A 13,728-nucleotide genomic window follows, 5' to 3' on the forward strand; every position below is an offset into this window, starting at 1 on the left:
ACCCCATTTCTTCACTAAGTGACATATTTGTCAGTATTGCGTATTTTTAACCATTGTATCATGATTGTAAGTGCAAGTTAATATATATTAAGGAGATAAATAAAATATGAAATTACAATTAGCGATAGATTTATTAAATAAAGAAGAAGCAGCTAAATTAGCTCAACAAGTCGAGGAATATGTAGATGTTGTAGAAATCGGTACACCAATTGTTATTAATGAAGGGTTAGGTGCAGTTGAATTAATGAGCCAATCTGTTAAAAAAGCACAAGTATTAGCAGATTTAAAAATTATGGACGCAGCTGGTTATGAAGTAAGCCAAGCAGTCAAATATGGTGCTGATATTGTAACGATTTTAGGAGTTGCTGAAGATGCTTCTATTAAAGCTGCAATCGAAGAAGCTCATAAAAGTGGCAAAGAACTGTTAGTTGATATGATTGCTGTCCAAGATCTAGAAAAACGTGCGAAAGAACTAGACGAATTAGGCGCTGACTATATCGCTATTCATACAGGTTACGATTTACAAGCAGAAGGTGTATCTCCATTAGAGAGTTTACGTACTGTTAAATCAGTTATTAAAAACTCTAAACTTGCGGTAGCAGGTGGTATAAAACCAGAAACGATTCAATCAGTTGTAGATGAAGGCCCAGATTTAGTTATCGTAGGTGGCGGAATTGCTAATGCTGAAGATCCTGTAGAAGCAGCTAAAACGTGTAGAAATATTATGGATGGCAAACAAGATGTCACAATATAAACTGATTCTTAGTGAAATTGAACATACACTCAATAAAGTGGATGAGCAAAAGAATATAAAGTTTTTAGACGAAATCTTAAAAGCGAATGCAATCTTTGTTGCAGCAAAAGGACGCTCTTCATTTGTTGCGAATAGTTTTGCAATGCGTTTAAACCAATTAGGTAAACGTAGCTATGTTGTAGGAGAGACAACAACACCATCTATTCAAGAAGATGATCTCTTATTAATTGTTTCTGGATCAGGTAAAACAGCGCATTTACAACTTTTATCTGAAATAGCAAACCAAGCTAAAGCAAACATTATCTTAATATCAACTCAAAGCGAGTCAAAAATCGCTGAATTATCAAAAGAAGTTATTACACTACCAGCAGGTACTAAATATGACGAAAAAGGCTCTGAACAACCGTTAGGAAGTTTGTTTGAACAAAGCAGTCAAATATTTTTAGATAGTATCATTATGGAAATAATGAAAGAAATAAACGTATCCGAAACAACAATGCAAAATAATCATGCGAATTTAGAATAGGTAAAAAATCCGAGACATAACAATTGTCTCGGATTTTGTGTTATATAAGCGAGAGTAGCTTATTATTTATAAAGATAAGAAGAGAGTATGTTCCACGATTTTGTAAAGTGCTGAAGCCCGAGGGAGTAGTAGGAGTGAGAGACTACAGGCTTGAACCATGCCCTTAGGCAAGCATGCACGAACAAAATTGTAGATTATATACCAAGTTCTTTTTCTTATATTACTTCTTAATATATAAACAATATGAATAATGGTAATATAACAGAACTTAATAGCGCTGTTAGTATCATTCCGATAGAGCTGAATGCTGCTGATTCAATGTCAGTTTCTAATATTTTAGCTGTCCCTATAGCGTGTGATGCATTTCCAAATGTAAGACCTTTTGCAATGGAAGTTTGAAAATTTGCTAGTCTAACTAAGTAATGTCCAAGCATACTGCCGATAAGTCCAGTTAACATGATGAATAATACTGTTAAAGTATCAACGCCACCAATTTGTTCTGAAACTTGGATACCAACTGCAGCTGTGATTGATCTCGGCAATAATGATGCAATCATTTCTTTAGAATAACCGAGTATTTTAAGGGTTGTAAAAACTAATACAATATTAGTTAATATACCAACAAGTACACTCGTTAATATTACTCTGAAATGTTTTACAATCATATCTCGATATAAATATAAAGGGTAGGCTAGACACACGACTGTACAGTTTAAGAAGTCATAAATCCAATGTCCACCAACCATATAATCATCATAGTCATAGCCAAGAATGAGCAGTACGCAAATAATAGCAATTGATGATACTAGCGCTGGGTGTAATATCGCTATTTTCAACTTTTTCTGTATAAATATTGCCAGTAAGTACATGAGTAAAGTTAAGACAATCATTGATATTGTTTTAATCATCATTGAATGTTGTCACCGTCCTTTTTATGAGCGGATTTTAACATTTTTTCTGCCACATAACCTGAAGTGAGAGCGACAATACATGTACTCGCAATAATTAATATGATTAATGCTATGTATTTCGAATTGAATTGTTCAGCTAAATCCATAGCACCAACTATAGAAGGTATGAAAAAGAAAATCATCGTACCTAATAATAAATTGGCACCACTAGATATCCACTCTGTCTTGATGATTTTAAATTGTAATAATAAGAAAAAGAGAGCTAGGCCTATAATGCTTCCTGCAACTGGTATGTGTAATGTTTCTTGAATCCAATTTCCACATAAGGTAATCAAATATATTAAGCATAATTGAAGTATTACTTTAATGGACTTTAAAATCATGTTTATTCATATCCTTATAAAAAGTATTTAATATAGTACTTTGTGTTTGTCATATATCATTCAATTATAGAATGCATTGGTTATTTTTAAAATGGTATTTTTATAAATTAAGTCTATCTTATTATTTTAAAAAAATAAGAAATAGTGTTTCAATAGAATAAACTAATAGAAAAAATTGGAGTGAGAGAAATGCCAAAATTAATATTATGTCGACATGGACAAAGTGATTGGAATAAGAAAAACTTGTTTACTGGTTGGGCTGACGTAGGATTATCTGAGCAAGGATTTAACGAAGCGAAATTGTCAGGGGAAAAATTATTAAAACAAGAAATAGAAATAGATGTTGTCTATACTTCATTGTTAACAAGAGCGATTGAAACAACTTATTTATTGTTGAAACACTCTCATTAATTATGGATTCCCGTTTATAAAACTTGGCGTTTAAATGAACGTCACTATGGTGGCTTGCAAGGTAAAAATAAAGACGAAGCAAGAGAAGAATTTGATGAAGAACAAGTACATATATGGAGACGTTCTTATGATACAAAACCACCTGAAGCTGATAAAGCGTTGCAAGAAGAATATTTAAACGATAGAAGGTATGCAATGTTAGATCGTAGAGTAATGCCACTATCAGAGAGTTTAAAAGACACTTTAGATAGAGTGATTCCGTTCTGGATTGACCACGTTTCAACGAGTCTCGTTAATGGTCAAACGACACTTGTTTCAGCCCATGGTAATTCACTGCGTGCATTGATTAAATATTTAGAAGATATACCTGATGATGAAATATCAGAGTTAGAAATTAAAACTGGCGCGCCACTTATCTATGAATTAGATGATGAATTGAAAGTCATTGATAAATACTATTTATAGAGATAAAAGGGAAATAAAAGTTTAATTTAACAAAAAGCTTTACTTTTCATAATATGTAGCGTATAGTAATAGACAAGTGATATTTCGAGATTAAATTAATTGGTAGTTTTATTCATTGTTAATGAAAGTCCATTTAAGTTTGAAGATTGATTATTGCAAATATATTGTGCATAAGCACTAGGAGGACTTTTATATGAATAAAGGTACAGTAAAATGGTTTAACGCAGAAAAAGGTTACGGATTTATCGAAGGAGAAAACGGAAGCGACGTTTTCGTACATTTCTCTTCAATCCAAACTGAAGGATACAAATCATTAGACGAAGGTGCATCAGTTACTTTCGATATCGAAGAAGGTCAACGTGGACCTCAAGCAGTTAACGTTAACAAAAACTAATATTTCTGTTAATGATCTGTTTGGGACGTTATCGTTCTAAATATAAAGCATGAAATCATCAATTATGATGGTTTCATGCTTTTTTGTTTTTATAAGAAAGTTAATCACCCTTTATAATGGTAATATTACATATTTAATGATTTAATAAAGTTAACGACATAAAGGGGGTTATATCATGACAGAATTACAACATTTAACTTTTGGTAAAGAAGATGCAAATATTACAGTAGAAGCTTTTATTAATTTTGCGTGTCCATATTGTAAACATTACTTTTTTGCTGCAGATGAAGTGTTAACACCTTATATAGAAAATGGAGACGTAAAATATATCGTTAAACATTTTGATAAGACGAAGCAACATCTTTTAAAAGGAACGGTAGCGAACATCCATTTAGATTATGATGACCCTGATGAAGCGATAAAATATATACGTGATTTATATGAAACACAAGAAGAATGGACAGTAAGCTTTGAAACGATTGAAAGAAAAATGGAAGATGAATTAAGGTTAGCGCCACAAAAACATGCAGATGATAGATCATTAGCCATTAATAGAGAAACGTTTGAAAAAGATATAACGGGTATACCGACAGTATTCATTAATGGAGAAAGATTTGATTTTGATCCTGTAGAAGATAATCAAGAAACAATTCAAGAAAAATTAGAAAAATCCTTATTAAATTAAACAAATTCTATAACTTTATATCTTAATTTACGATTGAATTTTTTGTATTATTACACTTATTAACAAGGTGAAAAAGATAATTTATTTTAATGATGTATATTGGTTTTTAAATCGTGCTAAATAGGGTAGAATCAATAATGTAAGCCCTTTACATGAATATAAAAACTTTGCGAAAGTACAATAGTAATAAGAGGTATTTATTACCTTATAAAGGGTTGATTATATTTAGGAGGTATGAAGGATGGTAGTAGAATTTCGTAACGAACCTGCAACTGATTTTACAAATCAAAAGAATCAACAGGCATTTAAAGATGCATTAATTCAAGTTCAAGCTGAATTTGGAACAGAAATTCCTCTCGTAATAAACGGAGAGAAAATTTTCACTGATGATAAGTACGATTCTGTAAATCCAGCTGATCATCAACAAGTGTTAGGTCGTGTTTCAAAAGCTTCTAAAGAGCAAGTTGATCAAGCGATGGAAGCGGCTAAAGAAGCATATAAGACTTGGAGAAAATGGACGCCTCATGAAAGAGCGGAATTATTGCTTCGTGTCTCTGCCATTATTCGTAGAAGAAAACATGAATTTTCTGCACTGATGGTTTACGAAGCGGGTAAACCATGGAATGAAGCAGATGGTGATACAAATGAAGGCATTGATTTTACTGAATACTATGCACGTTCAATGATGGAACTTGCTCACGGTAAACCGGTATTTGATAGAGAAGGTGAACATAACCAGTATATCTATAAACCTATGGGGCCAGGCGTTACAATACCACCTTGGAACTTCCCATTCGCTATAATGACAGGTACAACTGTTGCACCTATAATTGCAGGTAATACAGTGTTGCTTAAACCAGCTGAGGACACACCATTAATTGCTTATAAATTAATTGAAGTGTTAGAAGAAGCAGGCTTACCTAAAGGTGTAGTTAACTTTGTACCTGGTGACCCGAAAGAAATCGGAGACCATTTAGTGGATCATAAAGACACTCATTTCGTAACGTTCACAGGCTCAAGAGCGACTGGTACGAGAATCTTCGAAAGAGCTGCTAAAATACAAGAAGGGCAAAACTTCTTAAAACGTGTTATCGCTGAAATGGGCGGTAAAGATGCTATTCTTGTAGATAATAATGTAGATACAGATTTAGCTGCACAATCTATAGTAGACTCAGCGTTCGGCTTTTCTGGACAAAAATGTTCAGCATGTTCTCGTGCAATTGTGCATAAAGAAGTTTATGATGAAGTTCTAGAAAAAGCTGTTAACCTTACTAAAGAATTATCAATAGGTAATACTGATAAAGGTTCAGATGTTTATATGGGACCAGTTATCAACCAAAAACAATTCGATAAAATTAAAAATTATATCGAAATTGGTAGCAAAGAAGGTAAGCTTGAAGTAGGTGGTAAAACTGATGACAGTAAAGGTTACTTCGTAAACCCTACAATCTTCTCAGGCTTAAAATCTAGCGATCAAATTATGCAAGAAGAAATCTTTGGTCCAGTCGTAGGCTTTACTAAATGTGAAAACTTTGATGAAATGATAGAAGTAGCTAATGATACAGATTATGGTCTAACAGGCGCAGTTATTACAAATAATCGTGAACATTGGAGACAAGCTTGTGAAGACTTTGATGTAGGTAACTTATACTTGAATAGAGGTTGTACTGCAGCAGTAGTAGGATACCACCCATTCGGTGGATTCAAAATGTCAGGAACTGATGCCAAGACAGGTAGCCCAGACTACATGTTAAACTTCTTAGAGCAAAAAATTCTTTCAGAACAATTTTAATATAATAAAGTAAGTGGATTATAAATATCCAATGTAACTTTAAAACCCCCGCTCGTTATGAATAATTTAACGAGCGGGGGTTTTTATTAATGAAAACTGATACGTTCTGATGCATATAAAGCGATTCGTATATCTAAAGATCTTACGGGATCTTCAACCGGGTAACCAATGATTTCTTCACATTTTTTAATTCTATATTTCACAGTGTTTCTATGAATAAAAATTTCATCTGCTGTTTTAGTGATATCGCATTGATTATCCATATAAACTTTTAATGTATATTTTAATTCTTTATCTTTTGTCTTTTTAGGATATGCCAACGGACCTAAAGTATAAGTAATGAAAGGTTTTAATTTACTTTCAGGAATAAGTTGTAATAGTTCTTGGACACTTTTTGATTTATAAACTTTTAAGAAAGCTTTTTCACCTTTTTCAGCTTCATCTTCGTATGCCTCATTAGCTTCGAAAAATGAAGAAGGCAGTTGTGAAAACTCTGATACTGCGTTACCTACACCTATAGAGATATTTCCGCGGAAATACTTTGTGTATTCATTTTGTATGAATTTACAATAATCCAAGTAATATTGATGTTTTGTTTGTAGTAATACTGCAAATCTATAGTTACTTGGTAATGTAAATACAGAAATAGTGTTGTCGATATCATGCAACATATTTGATAACCATTCAGATGTCATTTGATATCGTTCATTAAGATAAACACTATTTTCTACGCCATCTTCACTATCAATTGCACAAATTAAAATTTGATAGAAATCAGATAAATGGATGTTATAACGTTTGAACAAATCTGGATGCTGTTTAATAGATAATGTATTTTCAGTCATAAGCGATTCAAAAAATCTATTTACATCTTGTTGTTCGGTAGCTTTAATACGACTGTTTTTATATATAGCAAAGCTTATCGTTGTAACAGCTTGTTCTATTGTTAATAAACTAAATGGATAGCTTAAAGTATCAACGTTTGAAACCATTAAATAATATGGAAAGTAATTAAAAGCTGGTACCTCAAATATGACATGCTTTTCATTAAAAGAAGATTTAGTATTTTGTTTGATGTCTTGAGTCGACATATAAAGCTTAAAATACTTTAAGTTTTCATTTAGTAATTGTCTGTTATGAGTATAGTGATGACTAACCGCTTCAACATCATCAAAAGGATTAATTAACATGATTGGTACCTTTAGTAACTTGCTGAATCTTTCGACCATTAAGTTAGCATCGTACCCTTTTATTAACATATGATTTAATTCTTGTTGTATATTTAAAGCATAGTTCATTTTTTCCGATTCATCATCTGAAATATATGATGAAATATGATGTGTAATATCTCCTAAATTCCACGCTTCTGGAATCTCAATCAGAGGGAATTCTATGGAATTTGCATAATCTATAACTTTTTGATCTATAGATTTTAAGAAACGTGACACTTTAATTCCAAGACCAGCTGTTTGAATTTCATTTAAATCACTGATGAGTTGTATTAATCCATCTTGGTCTTCTTGATAATTCATAGCAGTTGTCAGTATTAACATATATGGTGAAGTGAAGTGTTTAATATCTTGTAGCATTTACAAACATCGTGAACGAAGGCGACATTGGTGTTGTAGGAGCATCTGGTACTGGTATCCAAGAAGTTACAACAATTATTGACCGTGAAGGCAAAGGTGTTACAAACGCAATCGGTACAGGTGGCCGTGATTTATCAACAGAAGTTGGTGCGGTTACAATGTTAGATTCAATCAAAGCTTTAAACCAAGATCCTAAAGTAAAAGTGATAACTGTAATTTCTAAGCCCCCAGCTAAAGAAGTAGAAGAAAAAGTATTAAATCTTTTACGTAATATTGAAAAACCAGTCGTAACACTATTCTCAGGTCATAAACCAGAATTTACTGAGAAAAATATTCATCATGCATACACATTAGAAGAAACAGCTCGTGTTTCTGTACAGTTATCTAACGGCGAAGAACCGAACTTTGCAGCTTCTACACTTAAAGATATTAATGTTGAACTAAAAGATAATCAAACTGGTATTAAAGGTTATTATTCAGGCGGTACTTTAGCTTCTGAAGCAGCAATGTTAGTTAAAGATGCTTTAAACGTTGAAAGTGAAGAAGCTGAAGGATTTACTTTGAAAGCAAATAATCACGAAGTAATAGACTTAGGTGATGATATGTATACTCAAGGTAGACCACACCCAATGATTGATCCTGGAAAACGTATCGAAATGTTAGAAAAATCTGCTGATCAAGAAACAACTGCTGTCATTATGCTTGATAACGTAATTGGATATGGTAGCCATGATGATATGGCAAATGAATTAGCACCAACAATCTCAAGTATTAAATCTAAAGATCAATCAGAAGGTAGAGATATTGCAATCTTAGCTACTGTAGTTGGTACTGAACATGATCATCAAGGTTATGAACAACAACAAGAAACATTACGTGAAGCTGGTGCAATTATTTGTGATACAAACGATCAAATGGTTCGTACAGCTATTGAATTAGTAGGTGGAAAAGTAGAACAACCTGAATTACAAGTTCAAACATTTGAAGCAACTAAAGTTGATTTAACAGTTGATGAAAAAATTATGAACCTTATCAATATGAAACCAAGTGTTATTAACATAGGACTGAAAAGTTTCGCTGAAGCGGTTGAAAACAGTGGATCAGAAGTTGTTCAATTTAACTGGCGTCCAATAGCAGGTGGAAATGAAAAATTAATGAAAGTCTTACAATTTTTAAATAATTATGAAGGAGAGTCAGTATAATGGGATTTAAAACAATTGATGAAGCCAATCAAGCCGTTATAGATAAAATGGTTGCTGCTGCACCGTTCTTAGTAGATGTAGTCCCAGCAAAAACTAAAATTCCAGAATTAAAAGAGAATGTTCTTTTACATGCAGGGCCTCCAATGACATATGACGATATGACAGATCCAATGCAAGGTGCATGTGTCGGTGCGATTCTTTTTGAAGAATGGGCTGATGACGAAGCAACTGCTAGAAAAATGTTAGAAAATGATGAAATTACATTGATACCATGTCACCACGTAAACGCGGTGGGTCCAATGGGCGGTATTACTTCAATGAACATGCCAGTACTTGTTGTAGAAAACAGAGAAAATGGTAACGAAGCATATTGCCAAATGAACGAAGGTATCGGTGCGGTTATGCGTTTCGGTGCATACAATGAACAAGTTATTAATCGTCTACATTGGATGAAAGATGTACTTGGTCCTGTATTAGGTGAAGCAATTCGTTCACTAGAAGATGGTATGAACGTTAACGTGCTTATCGCAAAAGCTATCGCTATGGGTGACGAATTCCACCAACGTAATATTGCTTCTTCATACGCATTCTTACGTGATATAGCACCAGTTATATCTTCATTAGACCACATTGATAACGAAAAACGTACAGAAGTAATACAGTTCTTATCTGATACAGACCAATTCTTCTTGAACGTTGCTATGGCAACTGGTAAAGCAATGATGGATGCAGCAAGAACTATTCAATCTGGTACAGTAGTTACAGCTATGACACGTAACGGTAATCAATTCGGTATCCGTATCGCTGGTATGGGAGACGAATGGTTCACTGGGCCAGTAAACACACCACAAGGACTGTATTTCACTGGTTACTCAGCAGACGATGCAAACCCAGATATGGGAGACTCTGCAATTACAGAAACAATAGGTGTAGGAGGCATGGCAATGATTGCTGCTCCTGCAGTGACACGCTTTGTAGGCACAGGTGGCTTTGATGATGCATTACAAACAAGTAATGAAATGACAGAAATCACTATTGGTGAAAATCCTAACTTTGCTATTCCAACTTGGAATTTCAAAGGAGCTGTATTAGGAATTGATGCTAGAAAAGTAGTAGAAACAGGCATTACTCCAGTTATTAATACTGGTATTGCACATAAAGTAGCAGGCTTTGGACAAATTGGAGCGGGTACTGTACATCCTCCAATCGAATGTTTCGAAAAAGCAATTACAGCTTATGCTGAGAAATTAGGATTCTAAGATGATTTTAAATGCAAGTGCGACAGGTAGTGTCGCACTTGATTTATTAAGAAAGCATGATGCTTTTTATGTGCACAGTATATTTAAAAAAGGCTTTAATATCATAACGGATCAACAAGATTTAATATTCATAGGTACTGACGAAAATGGTCGGTTCCCTTTCGGTATACTTGTCGATTCATTTACGAGAGATCAGCTCATTTCTGAAATTGAGATTGGGGCACAACTGAAAGTTCAACATCATACCTTAAACATTAATCATTTAAAGTTAAACTGGAAAGTTGATGTGCTCGATTTAGAACAAGATTTTGATCAATGTAATGTACCGTTATTAAAAGAACAATTGGATAAATTTTCTTTTGCAGATTATGAAGAATCAGAATTTACAAGTTCAAAAATAGATGAATTTTTAGTAGCACTGAGCTCGAAAGAAGTAGATATTGAACCTTATTTAAGATATTACATTGGTAGAGGACAAGGTCTGACGCCAACAGGTGATGATATTATAACTGGAATACTTTTTCCAAATAAATTAACACCATTTATAGAGACATCAAATTTATTAAAATTAAAACAATTATTGAATGAACATCTTACAACAGTCGTTAGTGAAGCCTTTTTAAATTGTGCTTTAGACGGGTTGTTTAGTTCGAAAATTACAAAGCTTCAACATGAAGCATCGGAAAAAGCGATAAAAGAATTAATATCAGTTGATTCATCCTCAGGAATGGATACACTTTATGGTATTTCTCTAGCTTTACAGAAGGAGTGGAATTAATGGGTAAAAGAGTCGTGCTTGCTTTAGGCGGAAATGCTATTTTACAACCTAAACAAGAAGCAACATATGACAATCAATACAACAATGTCATAACAGCTACAGAGAAAATGATAGAAATAAGAAAAGCAGGCCATGAAATTGTTGTTACACATGGTAACGGACCTCAAGTAGGAAATATTATTGCTCAAAATGAGTATGCTAAAGATAACGTTCCAGCATTACCAATAGACGTTTGTAGTGCAGAATCACAAGGTATGATTGGTTATATGATGGAAATGGCATTGAAAAATCATTTGAATAAAGATAAAATTAATGCAAACGTTAGTACATTATTAACTATGGTAGAAGTGGATAAAGATGACAAAGCGTTCAGCAACCCATCTAAACCAATAGGCGTATTCTTTGATGAAGATACAGCAAAAAGCCTAGAACAAGATAAAGGCTTTACAATGGGAGAAGATGCAGGTAGAGGTTACCGCAGATTAGTACCTTCTCCAGAACCACTTGTTATTCATGGCGTTGAAGAAATTAAAAGTTTACTAAGTAAATCAATTATTATTTCTTCAGGCGGTGGCGGTATCCCTGTATATCGTAATGAAGAAGGAAATCTTGAAGGTGTAGAAGCTGTAATCGATAAAGATAGATCAGGCTTAAAACTTTCTGAACAAGTAGAAGCAGACGTGTTCATGATGTTAACAGATGTACCAAATGTTTATATTAATTATGGTAAAGAGAATGAGAAGAAATTAGAACAAATTTCAGTTGAAGAAGCTGAACAATATGTGAGCGAAGGACAATTCCCAGCAGGTAGTATGTTACCTAAGATTGAAGCTGCTATTGAATTTGCTAAGACAGGTAATGAAGCTATTATTTGTTCATTAGGCGAAGCAGTAGATGCTTTAGAAGGCAAAGCTGGCACACGCATTGTAAAATAATCAGCTACTGTCAATATTATGAAAGAGTCTGAGACAATTATTTATGTCTTAGACTCTAAAAATTTTATATGGAGGTGAGGATTTGGAAGAACAAATGAAAAAATATCATTTTAAAGATATTTGGATTGTTTTATTAGGTATGATATTTGTAGCTTCTACGTTAAGGGCACCATTAACTTCTGTTGGTCCGGTTGTTGACTCAATTAAATCTACATTAGAAATCAATAATAGTTTGGCTGGATTTTTAACAACAATACCTTTACTTATATTCGGGATTGTATCTCCGTTAGTATCGAGAGTTGTTACTAAGTTAACGATGTCAGGTGCAATTGTTTATGCACTAATTTTATTAATGATTGGTTTATTCTTACGTGTATCTGGCGGTATTAATTTATTTATTTTCGGTACAATCTTAATTGGTGTGGCTATCGCATTCGGAAACGTTTGTCTACCTAGTTATGTGAAATGGAAATTCCCATTACAAATAGGTTTATTCACCGGTATTTATAGTGCGACGATGAACTTTACTGCTGGTCTGGGTGGTGGACTAAGTTATCCCTTATCCCAAATCTCACCATTAGGATTCCGTTTGTCATTAGCGTTTTGGATTATATTAGCAGTATTAGCGCTTATATTATGGATGCCTCAAGTTAAAGGTGGAAAAGCTGAGGAAATTAAAGCTACTAAAGAAATGCAAGCTAAAGCACAAGGACCTAAACCTAAAATGGTAACTTCAAAGTTAGCATGGGTTGTTGCGTTAACAATGGGCTTTCAATCTATGGTGTTTTATACAGTAGTTGCATGGGTCCCTTCCATCCTAATAGATAAAGGACTATCACCAACTACAGCTGGATATTTCCTTATGTTGAACCAATTTTCACAAGTACCTATGACATTTCTATTTCCAATAATTGCTTCTAAAATGAAAAATCAAAAAATACTCGTAACAATTATAACGGTGCTATTCTTAGTTGGCTTCAGTTTACTATTTAGCCAATCAATTGTTTTACTAGCAATTAGTATGGTTATAGCGGGTCTAGGAATGGGTGCATGTTTCAGTATATGTATGACATTCTTCTCAATAAGAGCAAGAACAAGTGCAGGTAGCATGTCATTGTCTGGATTCGGACAATCTATCGGATACTTTATTGCAGCAATTGGACCGTTCTTCGTTGGATATTTACATGATTACTTCGGCGGATGGGACGTAGGTATAATCGCATTACTTGTTATATCTGTTTTAACGTTTATATTTGCTATACAAGCAGCACAAGATGTATATGTAGAAGATCAATAAAAGTTATAAAATAATACTCCTAATCCGATTTAACGGATTAGGAGTATTTGTTTATAATTAGGGATTGTAATAGTTTTTTGTTGTACTTGGATTAATGATATAGAAAATCCAATAAAGGTGTGGTTATTTGGATTATTGTTGTAGAAAATCCAATAAAGGTATGGTTATTTGGATTATTGTTGTAGAAAATCCAATAAGAGAGCATGTACTTGGATTAATAAAAAAGAAAATCCAATAAGAGTTGAAGAGTCTGGGACATAAATACATGTCTCAGACTCTTTTATTATAATGGCAGTAGCTGACTGGATTGAAAATGCGCTTATATCAAGCTTTTTTCAACCATAGTC

The 13,728-nt window shown here is 33.4% G+C and carries 12 protein-coding genes and 2 pseudogenes; 11 read left to right on the top strand and 3 right to left on the bottom strand.

Annotated features, from left to right (window positions below):
- Positions 1 to 106: 106 nt before the first annotated feature.
- Both hxlA and hxlB read left to right on the top strand, forming a co-directional pair.
- Complete coding sequence (gene hxlA / locus LQ682_RS03210) at positions 107 to 754, top strand: 3-hexulose-6-phosphate synthase (protein ID WP_064205327.1); 648 nt, start codon at positions 107 to 109, stop codon at positions 752 to 754.
- Complete coding sequence (hxlB, locus tag LQ682_RS03215; protein WP_239703907.1) at positions 741 to 1,280, top strand: 6-phospho-3-hexuloisomerase; 540 nt, start codon at positions 741 to 743, stop codon at positions 1,278 to 1,280. The genes hxlA and hxlB overlap by 14 nt, the downstream gene beginning before the upstream one ends.
- Before the next feature lie 227 nt (positions 1,281 to 1,507).
- Here hxlB and LQ682_RS03220 read toward each other — a convergent pair whose 3' ends face one another.
- Positions 1,508 to 2,191, bottom strand: a complete 684-nt coding sequence (locus LQ682_RS03220) for an LrgB family protein (protein WP_064205325.1) — start codon at positions 2,189 to 2,191, stop codon at positions 1,508 to 1,510.
- Complete coding sequence (locus LQ682_RS03225) at positions 2,188 to 2,574, bottom strand: CidA/LrgA family holin-like protein (RefSeq protein WP_182093557.1); 387 nt, start codon at positions 2,572 to 2,574, stop codon at positions 2,188 to 2,190. Before LQ682_RS03225 ends, LQ682_RS03220 begins: the two co-directional genes overlap by 4 nt.
- 189 nt (positions 2,575 to 2,763) lie before the next feature.
- On the opposite strand from LQ682_RS03225, the pseudogene LQ682_RS03230 reads away from it, so the two are divergent.
- From LQ682_RS03230 to pruA, 4 genes and pseudogenes are all read left to right on the top strand, one after another.
- Positions 2,764 to 3,450 (top strand): annotated as a pseudogene (locus LQ682_RS03230) (2,3-diphosphoglycerate-dependent phosphoglycerate mutase).
- A 193-nt stretch (positions 3,451 to 3,643) separates the two neighbouring features.
- Positions 3,644 to 3,844, top strand: coding sequence for a cold-shock protein (locus LQ682_RS03235; RefSeq protein ID WP_016998994.1), 201 nt, complete (start codon positions 3,644 to 3,646; stop codon positions 3,842 to 3,844).
- Between the two features lie 175 nt (positions 3,845 to 4,019).
- Positions 4,020 to 4,529, top strand: a complete 510-nt coding sequence (locus LQ682_RS03240; RefSeq protein ID WP_103269295.1) for a thioredoxin domain-containing protein — start codon at positions 4,020 to 4,022, stop codon at positions 4,527 to 4,529.
- Between the two features lie 241 nt (positions 4,530 to 4,770).
- On the top strand, positions 4,771 to 6,321 hold the full coding sequence (gene pruA / locus LQ682_RS03245; protein ID WP_103269294.1) for an L-glutamate gamma-semialdehyde dehydrogenase: 1,551 nt from the start codon (positions 4,771 to 4,773) through the stop codon (positions 6,319 to 6,321).
- A gap of 86 nt (positions 6,322 to 6,407) precedes the next feature.
- On the opposite strand, the gene LQ682_RS03250 is transcribed toward pruA, so the two are convergent.
- The gene (locus tag LQ682_RS03250) at positions 6,408 to 7,910 is read right to left on the bottom strand and encodes a PucR family transcriptional regulator (RefSeq protein WP_103269293.1); all 1,503 of its coding nucleotides are present in this window, start codon (positions 7,908 to 7,910) and stop codon (positions 6,408 to 6,410) included.
- Here LQ682_RS03250 and fdrA point away from each other — a divergent pair.
- From fdrA to LQ682_RS03275, 5 genes and pseudogenes are all read left to right on the top strand, one after another.
- A pseudogene (fdrA, locus tag LQ682_RS03255) lies at positions 7,904 to 9,112 on the top strand (acyl-CoA synthetase FdrA); the annotation flags it as partial. The gene LQ682_RS03250 and the pseudogene fdrA overlap by 7 nt on opposite strands.
- Positions 9,112 to 10,371, top strand: a complete 1,260-nt coding sequence (locus LQ682_RS03260) for a YlbE family protein (RefSeq protein WP_016999007.1) — start codon at positions 9,112 to 9,114, stop codon at positions 10,369 to 10,371. The pseudogene fdrA and the gene LQ682_RS03260, both read left to right, overlap by 1 nt.
- A gap of 1 nt (position 10,372) precedes the next feature.
- On the top strand, positions 10,373 to 11,149 hold the full coding sequence (locus tag LQ682_RS03265; RefSeq protein WP_103269292.1) for an oxamate carbamoyltransferase subunit AllH family protein: 777 nt from the start codon (positions 10,373 to 10,375) through the stop codon (positions 11,147 to 11,149).
- Positions 11,149 to 12,084, top strand: coding sequence for a carbamate kinase (gene arcC / locus LQ682_RS03270; RefSeq protein ID WP_016999009.1), 936 nt, complete (start codon positions 11,149 to 11,151; stop codon positions 12,082 to 12,084). Before LQ682_RS03265 ends, arcC begins: the two co-directional genes overlap by 1 nt.
- 82 nt (positions 12,085 to 12,166) lie before the next feature.
- Positions 12,167 to 13,381: a CynX/NimT family MFS transporter gene (locus LQ682_RS03275; protein ID WP_239705424.1), complete on the top strand. Its 1,215-nt coding sequence runs from the start codon at positions 12,167 to 12,169 to the stop codon at positions 13,379 to 13,381.
- The last annotated feature ends 347 nt before the right edge of the window (positions 13,382 to 13,728 follow it).

This window comes from Mammaliicoccus sp. A-M4 (genome assembly GCF_022386955.1).
In the GTDB taxonomy this organism is placed as follows: Bacteria; Bacillota; Bacilli; order Staphylococcales; family Staphylococcaceae; genus Mammaliicoccus; species Mammaliicoccus lentus.

Bases quoted from the DNA above. Each gene is read 5' to 3' on its own strand.
- hxlA (WP_064205327.1), top strand. From the start codon at position 107: ATGAAATTACAATTAGCGATAGATTTATTAAATAAAGAAGAAGCAGCT.
- hxlB (WP_239703907.1), top strand. From the start codon at position 741: ATGTCACAATATAAACTGATTCTTAGTGAAATTGAACATACACTCAAT.
- LQ682_RS03220 (WP_064205325.1), bottom strand. From the start codon at position 2,191: ATGATGATTAAAACAATATCAATGATTGTCTTAACTTTACTCATGTAC.
- LQ682_RS03225 (WP_182093557.1), bottom strand. From the start codon at position 2,574: ATGATTTTAAAGTCCATTAAAGTAATACTTCAATTATGCTTAATATAT.
- LQ682_RS03235 (WP_016998994.1), top strand. From the start codon at position 3,644: ATGAATAAAGGTACAGTAAAATGGTTTAACGCAGAAAAAGGTTACGGA.
- LQ682_RS03240 (WP_103269295.1), top strand. From the start codon at position 4,020: ATGACAGAATTACAACATTTAACTTTTGGTAAAGAAGATGCAAATATT.
- pruA (WP_103269294.1), top strand. From the start codon at position 4,771: ATGGTAGTAGAATTTCGTAACGAACCTGCAACTGATTTTACAAATCAA.
- LQ682_RS03250 (WP_103269293.1), bottom strand. From the start codon at position 7,910: ATGCTACAAGATATTAAACACTTCACTTCACCATATATGTTAATACTG.
- LQ682_RS03260 (WP_016999007.1), top strand. From the start codon at position 9,112: ATGGGATTTAAAACAATTGATGAAGCCAATCAAGCCGTTATAGATAAA.
- LQ682_RS03265 (WP_103269292.1), top strand. From the start codon at position 10,373: ATGATTTTAAATGCAAGTGCGACAGGTAGTGTCGCACTTGATTTATTA.
- arcC (WP_016999009.1), top strand. From the start codon at position 11,149: ATGGGTAAAAGAGTCGTGCTTGCTTTAGGCGGAAATGCTATTTTACAA.